General features: G+C 63.7%; 9 protein-coding genes. 8 read left to right on the top strand and 1 reads right to left on the bottom strand.

What is annotated here, in order from left to right; all coding sequences use genetic code 11:
* Positions 1-66: 66 nt before the first annotated feature.
* From rplA to rplL, 4 genes are all read left to right on the top strand, one after another.
* A complete protein-coding gene (gene rplA / locus LOC60_RS02010; protein ID WP_227918778.1) occupies positions 67-774 on the top strand; it encodes a 50S ribosomal protein L1 in 708 nt (235 codons plus the stop codon).
* A gap of 125 nt (positions 775-899) precedes the next feature.
* The gene (locus tag LOC60_RS02005) at positions 900-1,994 is read left to right on the top strand and encodes a GNAT family N-acetyltransferase (protein WP_230021189.1); all 1,095 of its coding nucleotides are present in this window, start codon (positions 900-902) and stop codon (positions 1,992-1,994) included.
* A gap of 338 nt (positions 1,995-2,332) precedes the next feature.
* Complete coding sequence (gene rplJ, locus LOC60_RS02000) at positions 2,333-2,902, top strand: 50S ribosomal protein L10 (RefSeq protein ID WP_230021187.1); 570 nt, start codon at positions 2,333-2,335, stop codon at positions 2,900-2,902.
* A 61-nt stretch (positions 2,903-2,963) separates the two neighbouring features.
* On the top strand, positions 2,964-3,338 hold the full coding sequence (rplL, locus tag LOC60_RS01995; protein WP_227918771.1) for a 50S ribosomal protein L7/L12: 375 nt from the start codon (positions 2,964-2,966) through the stop codon (positions 3,336-3,338).
* 84 nt (positions 3,339-3,422) lie between these two features.
* On the opposite strand, the gene LOC60_RS01990 is transcribed toward rplL, so the two are convergent.
* Entirely contained in the window at positions 3,423-4,658 is a 1,236-nt protein-coding gene (locus LOC60_RS01990; RefSeq protein WP_230021185.1) for an acetyl-CoA C-acetyltransferase, read from the bottom strand.
* 505 nt (positions 4,659-5,163) lie between these two features.
* Here LOC60_RS01990 and rpoB point away from each other — a divergent pair.
* The 4 genes from rpoB (at position 5,164) to LOC60_RS01970 (ending at position 14,955) form a co-directional block, all read left to right on the top strand.
* A complete protein-coding gene (gene rpoB, locus LOC60_RS01985) occupies positions 5,164-8,664 on the top strand; it encodes a DNA-directed RNA polymerase subunit beta (RefSeq protein WP_230021183.1) in 3,501 nt (1,166 codons plus the stop codon).
* 189 nt (positions 8,665-8,853) lie between these two features.
* Entirely contained in the window at positions 8,854-12,744 is a 3,891-nt protein-coding gene (locus LOC60_RS01980) for a DNA-directed RNA polymerase subunit beta' (RefSeq protein ID WP_230021182.1), read from the top strand.
* A gap of 119 nt (positions 12,745-12,863) precedes the next feature.
* Positions 12,864-13,631 (top strand): IclR family transcriptional regulator, encoded by a 768-nt coding sequence (locus tag LOC60_RS01975; protein ID WP_230021181.1) that lies wholly within the window; start codon positions 12,864-12,866, stop codon positions 13,629-13,631.
* 127 nt (positions 13,632-13,758) lie between these two features.
* Positions 13,759-14,955, top strand: a complete 1,197-nt coding sequence (locus tag LOC60_RS01970; protein WP_230021179.1) for a 4-hydroxybenzoate 3-monooxygenase — start codon at positions 13,759-13,761, stop codon at positions 14,953-14,955.
* Positions 14,956-15,023: the final 68 nt, after the last annotated feature.

The following is a 15,023-nucleotide window of genomic DNA, read 5'->3' as shown; positions in this document are numbered from 1 at the left end:
GGCGACGGCGCGTGGCAGGGCCGGGCGCGGTCCGACAGACCACAACTGCACAAGGAGAAAAAGCAGATGGCAAAGCGCAGCAAAGCATATGAAGCAGCTGCAGCCAAGATCGATGCGGACAAGCTGTACGCACCGGTCGAGGCTGTAGAGCTGGCGAAGGACACCAATCCTTCCAAGTTCGACGCAACCGTTGAGGTGGCTTTCCGCCTGGGCGTTGACCCCCGTAAGGCTGACCAGATGGTCCGCGGCACGGTCAACCTGCCCCACGGCACCGGCAAGACGGCCCGCGTCCTCGTTTTCGCTACCGGCGAGAAGGCTGAAGCAGCAATCGCTGCCGGCGCCGACTTCGTTGGTTCCGATGACATGATCGAAAAGGTTGCAGCCGGCTGGACCGACTTCGACGCCGCAGTGGCTACCCCGGACATGATGGGCAAGGTCGGCCGCCTGGGCCGCGTGCTCGGCCCGCGTAACCTCATGCCGAACCCGAAGACCGGTACGGTTACCCCGAACGTGGCCAAGGCTGTCACGGACATCAAGGGCGGCAAGATCGACTTCCGCGTCGACAAGCACTCCAACCTGCACTTCATCATTGGCAAGGTGTCCTTCGACGCCCAGAAGCTGGCTGAGAACTACGCAGCCGCCCTGGAAGAAGTTCTTCGCCTCAAGCCGTCCGCAGCCAAGGGCCGCTACATCTCCAAGGCGACCGTGTCCACCACGTTCGGCCCGAGCATCAGCGTTGATCCCAACGTCACCAAGGTCCTTGCAGACGCATAGTCAGCAGTAGAACCTGGGGATTTCTCCCCGAATAGAGCGGTCGCAGCCCCAGGCTGCGGCCGCTCTTTTGTGTTCCCGGGCCTCAGCCTTTGGTCCCGGGGACTGCGTACGGCAGGATGTGGGCCATGACACAGATGCCGGTTTCCATTGAGCCGATTGCCGTTCCGGACAGCCTGGACGCACCGGGGGCGGAGGATTTCGTCGCCGTTGCCGAGCTGCTCAATGCGCAGCTGCGCGAGTTCTGGGGCAATGATGACTTCTACGGCCCGCCGCAGGCCCAGCTGGCCGGCCGACGCAGCACCGAGACCCGCCGGCGCGAGATGCTGGCTGCCCGTGCCGGCACGGAGCCCGGCGGAACGATCGTCGGTGTGGCCCTGGTCAACCTGCCGCTTACGGACAACCTCCATACCGGATACGTCAATGTGGTTGTGGCCCCCTCTGCCCGCCGCCAAGGGGTGGGGACGCAGCTTTATGCAGCCGCGGAGGAACTTGCCGTGTCCCACAACCGGCGCATGCTGATGGCGGAGACAGAGCACCTGCTGCCCGGCGGATCCGTGCAACCGGAATCCGGGACGGAAAGCCGGATCCCGCAGGACGCCGCTGCCGCATTTGCCGCAGGGCTCGGCTTCCGGCTGGAACTGGTGGACCGGATCAGCCGGCTTGAGCTGGGAAGCGCTGCCGCCGGCATAGCTGTGCTGCAGCAGGCCGAGGCGGCCGCGGGAGCAGGGTACGAACTTGAGTTCTGGAGCGGTGCCTGTCCGGAGGATCTCGTGGAGGCCTACGCACAGCTGCGGCAGAAGATGAGCACCGATGCGCCGATGGGCGGGCTGGACCTGGCGGAAGAAGCCTGGGACGAAGCCCGGGTGCGGGAAGCCGAGGGCCTGGCCCGCGATATGGACGCAGAGGTGCTGGTCAGCGCCGCCCGGCATGTTGCCACCGGTGAACTCGCCGGCCACACCGTCCTGGAGGTTTTCCGCAACAACCCCGCCGTGGTTTACCAGGACGACACCCTGGTCCTGGAAGGCCACCGGGGGAACCGGCTGGGCATGCTGCTCAAGGCCGCGAACCTGGTCCGCCTCCGGGAGGTGGTTCCCGAAGCGCTCCGGGTCTACACCTGGAACGCTGAGGAAAACCGCTACATGCTCTCCATTAACGAGCAGCTGGGGTTCCGGGCCATCGGCTACTCCGGAGAGTGGCAAAGGGAGCTGTCCGCCGGTTGACATCCGCCGGCCCGCTGACATCCGCCGGGCGGCTGCCAGCCATGCAGGCCCCGGGACCGGGATTTGTTCCCTGCCGGATTCTCCCGTACTCTGGAACTACCAAAGACCGTCGGTCGATGTGCATTCAATCCCACCGTAAGGCTGAACCTTCAGCCCTCCACGCGTGGAACCCGGTTGGAGAAACATCCGAAAGTCCCTTGATAGGGCGGCCTGCGCAGGTGAACGAACTGAACTCCGGAACTTCGTGCGTCCGTAGAGTGAAGCCCCGTGCATCTGCCCGGGGCGTTTTTTATGTTCGGGACCCGATCCACCGGCACTATTTCCCCGGAAGGAGGGTTATGGCAACGCCAACAAAGGTGTCAGCAGTCGAGGAAATCACCACCGATTTCAAGGAATCGACCGCTGCTGTCCTAACCGAATACCGCGGGCTCACCGTTGCACAGCTCAAGGAGCTGCGTCGTTCGCTCGGCCAGGACACCAAGTACTCGGTCGTAAAGAACACCCTGACTGGCATTGCAGCCAAGGAAGCCGGCATCGACGCGTTCGAAGGCCAGCTTGCCGGACCTACTGCAATTGCCTTCATCAAGGGTGACGCAGTTGCAGCTGCAAAGAGCCTGACGGATTTTGCCAAGACCAACCCGCAGCTCGTCATCAAGACCGGTGTCTTCGAGGGCAATGCCCTGGATGCCGCCGGTGTAGCCGCACTGGCTGCCCTTGAGTCCCGTGAGTTCCAGCTTGCACGCGTCGCCGGTGTCCTCAAGGCACCGATGTCCATGCTCGCCCGCACGGCTGATGCACTGCGCATGAAGCTTGAAGAGGAAAGCGGCGCCCCCGCTGACTCCGCTGCAGAAGAGGCTCCGGCCGCTGCAGAAGAAGCTCCGGCAGCAGAAGCAGCCACCGAAGAGTAGAACCTCTTCTCCATCAATCTCCGGTGCCTGCGTGCACCAACTATAGGAAGGACGCCACACCATGGCGAAGCTCACCAACGAAGAGCTCATTGAAGCTTTCAAGGAACTGTCCATCATCGAGCTCTCCGATTTCGTGAAGCTCTTCGAGGAGACGTTCGACGTCACCGCTGCTGCTGTTGCAGTTGCCGGCCCCGCTGCCGGTGCCGCTGAAGCCGCTGAAGAGAAGACCGAATTCGACGTCATCCTCGAAGCAGCCGGCGACAAGAAGATCGCAGTGATCAAGGAAGTTCGCTCCCTGACCTCGCTGGGTCTGAAGGAAGCCAAGGACCTGGTTGACAGCGCTCCGAAGGCCGTCCTCGAAGGCGCCAACAAGGAAGCCGCTGACAAGGCCAAGGAAGCTCTCGAAGCTGCCGGCGCCACCGTCACCGTCAAGTAGTTTTTACTGCCTAACCGCATAAAAACGCCTTACAGAAGGCCCCGTTCCTTTCGGAACGGGGCCTTCTGCGTGTGCAGGCTCCTGCTATGCCTCTTCGCGGTAAAGCAGCAGCGCCTCGCCCTGTCCGCCGCCGCCGCAGAGGGCGACGCCGGCCCGGCCGGTTCCGCGCCGCGCGAGTTCATGTGCTGCCGTGAGCGCCAGCCGGGCGCCCGAGGCGCCGATGGGATGCCCGAGCGCAATTGCTCCGCCGTGCAGGTTGCATTGTTCCAGGTCCATGCCCAGCTCGTTCAGGGACTGGACCGCCACGGCGCCGAAGGCCTCGTTGATCTCGATGAAGTCCAGGTCCGAGGCGCTCCAGCCGGCCCGCCCGAGGGCGGCGAAGAGTGCATTGGACGGCTGGGAATGCAGCGTGTTGTCAGGACCGGCGACCTGGCCGGGAAGCCCGACGGCGGCGAGGATGTCCAGCCCGTTGGCTTCGGCATAGTCCCGGGTAGTGAGGATCAGGGCCGCCGCGCCGTCGGAAAGCGGGGAGGAGTTGCCGGCCGTGATGGTTCCCTCGGAATCGAATGCCGGGCGAAGGCCCGCCAGCGTCTCCACGGTGGTGTTGGGCCGCACGCCCTCGTCCGAGATGAGGACCAGGGGCTCGCCCCGGCGCTGCGGCACCGTGACGGGAATGATTTCCGCGTCGAAGATCCCCGTAGCCATGGCCGCTGCCGCACGCTGGTGCGAGGCAGCGGCTACTTCGTCCTGTTCCAGCCGCTTGATCGCCAGTTTCGTATTGCCCCGCTCGGTGGAAATACCCATGGAGTCGTTGTCGAAGGCATCCGTCAGGCCATCGTGCGCCACGGAATCCAGGGCGGAGATATTGCCGTAGTTCCAGCCCTGCCGGGACCCCGGAAGCAGGTGCGGTCCGCGCGTCATTGATTCCTGGCCGCCGGCCACCACCACGGTGGCCTCGCCGCCGCGGATGAGCCGGGCGGCATCAATCACTGCAGCCAGGCCGGACAGGCAGACCTTGTTGACCGTGGCCGCCGGAACGTTCCAGCCGATGCCGGCCTTGATGGAGGCCTGGCGGGCGGGATTCTGCCCGCAGCCGGCCTGCACCACATGGCCCATGATGACGGAGTCCACATCTGCGGCGTCGACGCCGGACTTTTCCAGGGCGCCCCTGATGGCAAAGGCACCAAGCTCGACGGCAGTAAAGGCGGACAGCTGGCCGTTCAGGCGCCCCTGGGGTGTCCGTGCGCCGCCGACAATGACCACTTCGGGAACGGCTGCGCCCTCGCGGGCCGCGGAGGGGTTTATGGGTGCGTTAGTCACTCGTGCGTCGCTTTCGTCGTTGTATTCGTCATTGAAGACAGGGACAAGGCTACGCCAACGCGCGGCGCCGGGGGAGAGCGCCGTCACACGCCCCTGCGGTCCCGCCCACCGACCGACGAGCGCGGAAGCGCGCTTATGCGGTAAGGTATCTGTATCCGATGCGTGAACGGTACGCCGGTGTTGCCTGTAGCTCCCCCTTAAAACGGGGTTGGATCCGGATCTGATAGCCGGAAAGTCCACCCCGGAACGTCCTTTCCGAGGGGTTGAGCGAAGCAGGGTTCAAATACCGGGTAGACTTGTCTGCCCATAATGCCCTATAGTGGATATTTGCTTCCTCCTGTTAACCTTCAGCCTTCATATAGCGGTGGGCTTCGTTCCGTGCCGGGCAGTATCCGCAACCTGTGGATGTGCCCGCCGCCGGACACTGGGACGCACACGGACTCGGTCCGGATCGTGCAGGGGAGGAGGCGTGAAACACGCCTGAAGGTCTGTGGAAGGATCCCTCTTGGTCGCCTCGAGCACCTCTAATAACGAAACCGCTACTAATCCGGAGAACGCAGCTTCCCGGATTTCATTCGCAAAGATTCACGAACCGCTTGACGTTCCCAATCTTCTTGCCCTGCAGACGGACAGCTTTGACTGGCTCGTCGGCAACGAGCGCTGGAAGGCGCGCGTTGAAAAGGCGCGGGAGACCGGCGAACAGGGTATTGCCACCACTTCCGGCCTGGCTGACATCTTCGAGGAAATCTCCCCGATTGAAGACTTCCAGGGCACCATGTCCCTGAGCTTCTCGGAGCCGGAGTTTGCCGACCCGAAGTACACCATGGCGGAGTGCAAGGACCGGGACGCTACGTACTCGGCCCCGTTGTACGTTAAAGCCGAATTCATGAACAACAACACGGGTGAAATCAAGCAGCAGACCGTGTTCATGGGCGACTTCCCCCTCATGACAGACAAGGGAACGTTCGTCATCAACGGCACCGAGCGTGTTGTTGTTTCCCAGCTGGTCCGTTCCCCGGGCGCGTACTTCGAGCGCACCGCGGACAAGACCAGTGACAAGGACATCTACACCGCGAAGATCATCCCTTCCCGCGGTGCGTGGTTTGAACTTGAGATCGACAAGCGCGACCAGGTGGGCGTCCGCCTCGACCGCAAGCGCAAGCAGTCCGTCACCGTGCTGCTCAAGGCACTGGGCTGGACCGAAGGCCAGATCCTCGAGACCTTCGGCGAATACGACTCCATCCGGGCCACCCTGGAAAAGGACCCCACGGAAACCCGCGAAGATGCCCTGCTGGACATCTACCGCAAGCTCCGTCCGGGCGAGCCGCCCACGGTCGAGGCTGCCCAGACCCTGCTGGACAACCTGTACTTCAACCCGAAGCGCTACGATCTGGCCAAGGTTGGCCGTTACAAGATCAACCGCAAGCTCGGCATTGACAAGCCCCTGACTGACTCCGACGCCTCGGTACTGAACAATGACGACATCGTCGCCATGATCAAGTTCCTCGTGGCACTGCACGCCGGCGAGAAGACGGTTCCGGGCAAGCGCAACGGCGACGACGTGGACATCCGCGTCGAGGTCGACGACATTGACCACTTCGGCAACCGCCGCATCCGCGCCGTCGGCGAACTGATCGAAAACCAGATCCGCACGGGCCTGTCCCGTATGGAGCGTGTGGTCCGCGAACGGATGACCACCCAGGACGTCGAGGCCATCACGCCGCAGACCCTGATCAACATCCGTCCCGTCGTTGCTGCGATCAAGGAGTTCTTCGGAACGTCCCAGCTCTCGCAGTTCATGGACCAGAACAACCCGCTGGCCGGTCTGACGCACAAGCGCCGCCTGTCCGCGCTGGGCCCGGGCGGTCTGTCCCGTGACCGCGCAGGCATGGAAGTCCGAGATGTGCACCCGTCCCACTACGGACGTATGTGCCCCATCGAAACCCCTGAAGGCCCGAACATCGGCCTGATCGGTTCGCTGGCTTCCTACGGCCGCATCAACGCCTTCGGCTTCATCGAGACCCCGTACCGCAAGGTCGAGGAAGGCGTAGTCACCGATAAGGTCGATTACCTGACAGCCGATGACGAAGTTGAGCGCACCATTGCCCAGGCAAACGCTCCGCTGCGCGCCGACCAGCACTTCGCCGAGGACCTCGTCCTCGTCCGTGCCCGCGGCGGTTCCGGTGAGCCCGTCCTCGTTGAGCCCAACGAGGTCGAGTACATGGACGTCTCCCCGCGCCAGATGGTGTCGGTGGCTACGGCCCTGATTCCGTTCCTCGAGCATGACGATGCCAACCGCGCCCTCATGGGTGCGAACATGCAGCGCCAGGCTGTGCCGCTGCTCCGTTCCGAGCGCCCCGTGGTGGGCACCGGCATGGAGAAGTACACCGCAGTTGACGCCGGCGACTCCGTGACCGCCAAGAAGCCCGGTGTTGTCACCGAGGTTTCCGCTGACCTCGTCACCGTCATGAACGACGACGGCACCGAGACCAGCTACCCGATCATGAAGTTCGAGCGCTCCAACCAGGGCAACGCCTACAACCAGCGCGTGCTGGTCTCCGAAGGCACCCGGGTTGAGGTCAACAGCATCATCGCCGACGGTCCCGCAACGGACCAGGGTGAACTGGCACTTGGTAAGAACCTGCTCGTGGCATTCATGTCATGGGAAGGCCACAACTACGAAGATGCCATCATCCTGTCCCAGCGCATGGTCTCCGACGATGTCCTGACCTCCATCCACATTGAGGAGCACGAGGTTGACGCCCGCGACACCAAGCTTGGTGCCGAGGAAATCACCCGTGACATCCCCAACGTCTCCGAAGAGGTGCTTTCGCAGCTCGACGAGCGCGGCATCATCCACATCGGTGCCGAGGTTGAAGCAGGAGACATCCTGGTTGGCCGCGTCACGCCTAAGGGTGAAACGGAACTGACCCCTGAAGAGCGCCTGCTGCGCGCAATCTTCGGCGAGAAGAGCCGTGAAGTCCGCGACACCTCGCTGAAGGTTCCCCACGGCGAGTCCGGCACCGTCATCGGCGTCCGCATCTTCGACCGCGACAACGACGACGAGCTGCCCCCGGGCGTCAACCAGCTGGTGCGCGTCTACGTGGCGCACAAGCGCAAGATCACCGACGGCGACAAGCTGGCCGGCCGTCACGGCAACAAGGGCGTCATCTCCAAGATCCTCCCGATCGAAGACATGCCGTTCATGGAAGACGGAACCCCCGTCGACATCATCCTGAACCCGCTGGGTGTTCCGGGCCGAATGAACGTCGGACAGGTCCTGGAAATCCACCTGGGCTGGGCTGCCAAGCAGGGCTGGAAGATCGAAGGCGAGCCGGACTGGGTCAAGGACCTGCCGAACCTGCCGCGCGAGACCGGCCCCACCACTGTTGCCACCCCGGTGTTCGACGGTGCCAGCGAGGACGAGATCACCAACCTGCTCGACTCCACCAACGTGACCCGTGACGGCAACCGCCTGATCGGTGCATCGGGCAAGGCCCGGATGTTCGACGGCCGCTCCGGCCAGCCGTTCCCGGACCCGATCTCGGTCGGCTACATGTACATCCTGAAGCTGCACCACCTGGTGGACGACAAGATCCACGCCCGCTCCACCGGACCGTACTCCATGATCACGCAGCAGCCGCTGGGTGGTAAGGCACAGTTCGGCGGACAGCGCTTCGGTGAGATGGAAGTCTGGGCCCTGGAAGCGTACGGCGCTGCCTACACGCTGCAGGAACTGCTCACGATCAAGTCTGATGACATCCATGGCCGCGTGAAGGTCTACGAAGCCATCGTCAAGGGCGAGAACATCCCGGAGCCCGGTGTTCCGGAATCGTTCAAGGTCCTGATCAAGGAAATGCAGTCGCTCTGCCTGAATGTGGAAGTCCTCTCCACCGAAGGCAACACGATTGAAATGCGTGACTCGGATGAAGAAGTCTTCCGGGCCGCGGAGGAACTGGGTATTGATCTGTCACGTGCAGAGCCCAGCTCCGTCGAAGAGGTTTAGCAGGTAGATCCGTCCCGGTCGGTGCCAGGACGGTCCGGAACGGCGGCAACGAAATTCCCAGCTCGCAGAGCTCGCAGGAATATTAAAGCCGCCTAACCCGGACCGGCTGGCGCCGGCCCTGATGGTCACCTTCAATCTTTTCCGCACCCGAGACATTCAGATTTAGAGAACAAGAGAGAACAGGGACCCATGTCCAACGATTCCACGTTCGGCCTCATGCGAATCGGCCTTGCCACCGCGGATGAAATCCGCGGCTGGTCTTACGGCGAAGTCAAGAAGCCGGAAACCATCAACTACCGAACCCTGAAGCCGGAGAAGGACGGTCTTTTCTGCGAAAAGATCTTCGGTCCTTCCCGCGACTGGGAATGCTACTGCGGTAAGTACAAGCGCGTCCGCTTCAAGGGCATCATCTGTGAGCGCTGCGGCGTCGAGGTCACCCGTGCCAAGGTGCGCCGCGAACGCATGGGCCACATTGAGCTCGCCGCTCCCGTCACCCACATCTGGTACTTCAAGGGTGTTCCGTCCCGCCTGGGTTACCTGCTCGACCTGGCACCGAAGGACCTTGAAAAGGTCATCTACTTCGCTGCCTACATGATCACCTCGGTTGACGAAGAGAACCGCCACGCGGAGCTTCCGAACCTGCAGGCCGAGCACGACGTGGAGCGCAAGCACCTCGTCGACCAGCGCGACTCCGACATCGCCGCGATCGCCAAGGACCTGGAAGGCGAGCTTGCCCGCCTCGAGGGCGAAGGCGCCAAGGCTGCCGACAAGAAGAAGGCCCGCGACTCCGCCGACCGCCAGATGGCCAAGGTCCGCCGCGACGCCGACAACAACATCGAGCGCCTCGAGCAGGTCTGGGACCGGTTCAAGAACCTCAAGGTCGGCGACCTGGAGGGCGACGAAGGCCTCTACCGCGAACTGCGTGACCGCTACGGTCTGTACTTCGAAGGCTCCATGGGTGCCGAAGCCATCAAGAAGCGTCTTGAAGACTTCGACATGCAGGCCGAGTCCGAGAACCTGCGCGACATCATCCAGAACGGCAAGGGCCAGCGCAAGACGCGTGCCCTGAAGCGCCTGAAGGTTGTCAACGCGTTCCTGACCACCACGAACAGCCCGCTGGGCATGGTCCTGGACGCCGTTCCGGTCATCCCGCCGGAACTGCGCCCGATGGTCCAGCTCGACGGCGGCCGTTTCGCGACGTCGGACCTTAACGACCTGTACCGCCGCGTGATCAACCGCAACAACCGCCTGAAGCGCCTGCTGGATCTCGGTGCCCCCGAGATCATCGTGAACAACGAAAAGCGGATGCTCCAGGAAGCTGTTGACTCCCTGTTCGACAACGGCCGCCGCGGCCGTCCGGTCACCGGACCGGGCAACCGTCCGCTGAAGTCGCTGTCCGACATGCTCAAGGGCAAGCAGGGCCGCTTCCGCCAGAACCTCCTGGGTAAGCGCGTTGACTACTCCGGCCGTTCCGTTATCGTCGTCGGCCCGCAGCTGAAGCTGCACCAGTGCGGCCTGCCCAAGCAGATGGCACTGGAGCTCTTCAAGCCGTTCGTGATGAAGCGCCTGGTTGACCTCAACCACGCCCAGAACATCAAGAGCGCCAAGCGCATGGTCGAGCGTTTCCGTCCGCAGGTCTGGGACGTACTGGAAGAGATCATCACCGAACACCCGGTGCTGCTCAACCGTGCACCCACCCTGCACCGCCTCGGCATCCAGGCCTTCGAGCCGCAGCTCGTTGAAGGCAAGGCCCTTCAGCTGCACCCGCTGGTCTGCGGCGCCTTCAACGCTGACTTCGACGGCGACCAGATGGCAGTCCACCTGCCGCTGAGCCCCGAAGCCCAGGCTGAAGCACGCATCCTGATGCTGTCCTCGAACAACATCCTGAAGCCGTCCGACGGCCGCCCGGTCACCCTGCCCTCGCAGGATATGATCATCGGCCTGCACCACCTCACCACCAAGCGTGACGGTGCTGCCGGTGAAGGCCGCGTGTTCGGTTCCATGGCCGAAGCCATCATGGCCTTCGACATGGGCGAGCTGCACCTGAACGCACTGGTGAAGATGCGCGTGGACGGCTTCGTCCCCAGCGCCACCCAGCCGGCACCGGAAGGTTGGGAAGAGGGCACTCCTGCCCTCATCGAAACCTCCCTCGGCCAGGTCATCTTCAACCAGACGCTGCCTGCGGACTACCCGTGGGTGAAGGAAGTTGCCGATAAGGGCCAGCTCTCCGCGATCGTCAACGATCTGGCTGAGCGGTACCCGAAGGTTGTCACGGCGGCAACGCTGGACAACCTGAAGGACGCCGGTTTCTACTGGGCCACCCGCTCGGGCGTCACCGTTGCCATCTCCGATATTGCGGCTCCGATCGACAAGCCGGCCATTATGGAAGGCTACGAAGCCCAGGCTGCCAAGGTTGAAAGCCAGTACGGCAAGGGCCTGATCGCTGAAGACGAGCGCCGCCAGGAACTGATCGACATCTGGAACAAGGCCACCAACGAGGTTGCTGCTGCAATGCGGGCGAACATGCCCGAGTTCAACAACATCAACCGCATGGTGTCCTCCGGTGCCCGTGGTAACTGGCTGCAGGTCCGCCAGATTGCCGGTATCCGTGGCCTGGTGGCCAACCCTAAGGGCGAGATCATTCCGCGCCCGATCAAGTCCTCCTACCGCGAGGGCCTGTCGGTGCTGGAATACTTCATCGCCACCCACGGTGCCCGTAAGGGCCTTGCCGATACCGCTCTGCGTACCGCCAACTCGGGTTACCTGACCCGTCGTCTGGTGGACGTTTCCCAGGACGTCATCGTCCGTGAGGAAGACTGCGGCACCGAGCGCGGCCTGAACGTAACCATCGCGGTTCCGGATTCCAACGGCGAACTGCAGCTGCATGAAGAGGTCGAGAACTCGGCGTACGCCCGTACGCTGGCCACCGACGTCACCGATGCCCAGGGCAACGTCCTGGCCAAGGGCGGCGACGATGTGGGCGACGTCCTCATCGCCAAGCTGTTCGAAGCAGGCGTTACCGACATCAAGGTCCGCTCCGTACTCACCTGTGAGTCCGCCGTCGGTACCTGTGCACTCTGCTACGGCCGCTCCCTGGCCACGGGTAAGACCGTGGACATCGGCGAGGCCGTGGGCATCATTGCCGCACAGTCCATTGGTGAGCCGGGTACCCAGCTGACCATGCGTACCTTCCACACCGGTGGTGTTGCTTCCGCTGAGGACATCACCCAGGGTCTGCCCCGTATCCAGGAGCTCTTCGAAGCACGTACGCCTAAGGGTGTTGCTCCGATCGCCGAGACCGCGGGCCGGGTCACGCTGGAAGAGACCGACCGCCAGATGCGTCTGGTTGTCACTCCCGACGACGGCTCCGAGGAAATCGCCTACCCGGTCCTGCGCCGTGCCCGCCTGCTGGTTGCCGACGGCGACCACGTAGAGGTTGGCCAGCAGCTGGTCTTCGGTGCGGTGGATCCCAAGCAGATCCTCCGTATCCTCGGCCCGCGCAAGGCACAGGAATTCCTGGTGGACGAAGTCCAGCGCGTGTACCGCAGCCAGGGTGTGGGCATCCACGACAAGCACGTCGAGGTTATTGTCCGCCAGATGCTGCGCCGCGTAACCGTGATCGAGTCCGGCGATTCCGATCTGCTCCCGGGTGAGCTGACCGAACGCCGCCGCTTCGAGAACGAGAACCGCCGCGTGGTTTCGGAAGGCAAGAAGCCTGCTTCAGGCCGTCCGGAACTCATGGGCATCACCAAGGCCTCCCTGGCCACCGAGTCCTGGCTGTCCGCAGCTTCCTTCCAGGAGACAACCCGCGTCCTGACGCAGGCTGCCATGGAAGGCAAGAGCGATCCGCTGCTCGGCCTCAAGGAGAACGTCATCATCGGTAAGCTGATCCCGGCCGGAACGGGCCTGCCCCGTTACACCGAGGTCACTGTCGAGCCGACCGAAGAAGCGAAGGCCAATCTCTTCACCGGCCCGAGCGCCTTCAGCGACTTCGACTACGCCGGCGTTGACGGCGGTCTGAGCCCCGAGTTCCACGCCATCCCGCTGGATGACTACGACATGGGCAGCGACTTCCGCTAACCAAGGCAAAACAGGCGCCGCGTACAGCGCGCAGCGTCAACGGCAGGTCCCGCACCCCAGGGTGCGGGGCCTGCCGCGTTTAACGGCTGTGCCGGTAACGGCTGTGCGAGACTTTAATAATGGCCAATTCCCCCAGCGGCGAGTCCATGACCAGCCGGATCGTCCGGGTTATCAGCGCCTTCGACGAAACCCACCAGGCCATGCCCATTGCCATGCTGGCCCGCCGTGCCGGGCTGCCGCTGTCCACTGCGCACCGGATCGTGAATGATCTGATGGGACACGGTTTCCTGCAAAGGGAGCCCGACGGCGGCGTGCGCCTTGGCCTTCGCCTGTGGGAACTGGCCAACCGCAGTTCCGCTGCGCTTGGCCTCAAGCAGATTGCCATGCCGTTTATGGAAGACATCCAGGCTGTGGTCCGGCAGCACACCCAGCTGTCGGTGCTGCGCCAGGACGAGGTCCTGTTCATCGAACGCCTTTCCAGCCACGGATCGGTGCTGAACCACGCCAAGGTTGCCGGCCGGCTTCCGGTCCACGTCTCCTCCTCCGGAATGGTCATGATGGCCCATTCACCCCGGCACGTGCAGGAGGACTACCTGCAGCGCCGGAACCTCGATGCCGCAGGGGAGAAGAGCCTGCGGGCGTCCTGGGCCCGGATGCGCCTGGAAGGCAGCGCAAGCCTGCCCGGCGCCGTCGTTCCGGACACCACCGGGATAGCGGTACCCGTGTTTGGTGCGGGCAGCACCGCGGTGGCGGCAATTGGCGTTGTGGTGCCTACCGGCGGCGAATACATCCCGGCGACCGTCCCGGCCCTGATGACGGCCGCCCGTGGAATCTCCCGGGGGCTCGGCGTCCGTGCGGAGGCGGCGGGACCGCACCACCAGTGCTGACCCCTGCTCCCGGCCGCCCTGGACGGCCGGCCGATTTCCCATTGAATGGGAATCGCCTTGGAGCCGGCTATGTGCCTCCAGTCACACTGGGGGTAGTGTCCGCTACAAGTTTCCAAGGGAGTCCCAGATGAGTGCAGAGCGCACGGTCCTCAAGACGCAGGTCGGTATTGTGGGCGGCGGCCCGGCCGGGCTGATGCTCTCGCATCTTTTGTCCAAGTCCGGCATCGAGAACATCGTGGTGGAAAAGCGGGATTACGAAACCATCCGCACCACGCACCGGGCCGGGATCCTGGAGCACGGCAGCGTCCGCATGCTCACCGAAACCGGCGTGAGTAACCGGGTGTTGACGGACGGGTACCGCCACGAGGGGATCGACCTGCGCTTCGGCGGCGAGAGCCACCGCATCGACTTTGAGGACCTGGTGGGGGAGTCCGTGTGGCTGTACCCGCAGAACGAGGTGTTCACGGACCTGGCCGCCGCCCGAGAACGGGACCACGGCGACGTCCGCTACGCAGTCACCGACACCGCCGTCACGGACCTGACCACCGGCACCCCGAAAATCCTGTTCACCGACAGCGACGGGCGGGACTTTGAAATCCACTGCGAGATCCTGGTCGGCTCGGACGGTTCCGCCGGAATCTGCAAGCGCTCCATCCCCAGGGAAGCCCGCACGGACAACTTCATCGAGTATCCCTTCGCCTGGTTCGGCATCCTTACCCGGGCGGCTCCCAGCGCCCCGGAACTGATCTACGCCAACTCGGACCGCGGCTTCGCCTTGATCAGCCAGCGCAACGACGAGGTCCAGCGGATGTACTTCCAGTCCGATCCGAACGAGGACCCGGATGCCTGGAGCGAAGACCGGATCTGGGACGAACTGCAGGCCCGGGTGGACGGCCCCGACGGTTTCGAACTGACGCGGGGCCCGATCTTCGAAAAGACCGTCCTGAAATTCCGCAGCTACGTCTGCGAACCGATGCGCTACGGCAACCTCTTCCTGGCCGGCGACGCCGGGCACACCGTTCCGCCCACGGGCGCCAAGGGCCTGAACCTCGCCCTGGCCGACGTGTCGGTATTGTTCGAGGCCATTGACTCGTTCTACGCCACCGGGTCCGCGGACCTGCTGGACGGGTACAGCGACAAGGCACTGCAGCGGGTATGGCGGGCGCAGAACTTTTCCTATTGGATGACTTCCATGCTGCACACCCGTGCGGATGCCAGCCCCTTCGAGCGCAAGCGTGCGCTGGGGGAGCTTAGCGGCGTCGTCGCTTCCCGGCACGGCAGCGCCTACCTGGCCGAGGCCTATACCGGGTGGCCGAACGCCTAGCTGTTCGTATGGCGAACACCTGTACATCCAATGAACAAGCCGTGTACTGTGGTCTCGACCACGTGGAT

The sequence above is a fragment of the Arthrobacter sp. zg-Y769 genome (genome assembly GCF_020907405.1).
Taxonomy (GTDB): Bacteria; Actinomycetota; Actinomycetes; order Actinomycetales; family Micrococcaceae; genus Arthrobacter_B.
Note: the sequence above shows the minus strand (reverse complement) of the source record. Positions and strands in the feature narration are given on the sequence as shown.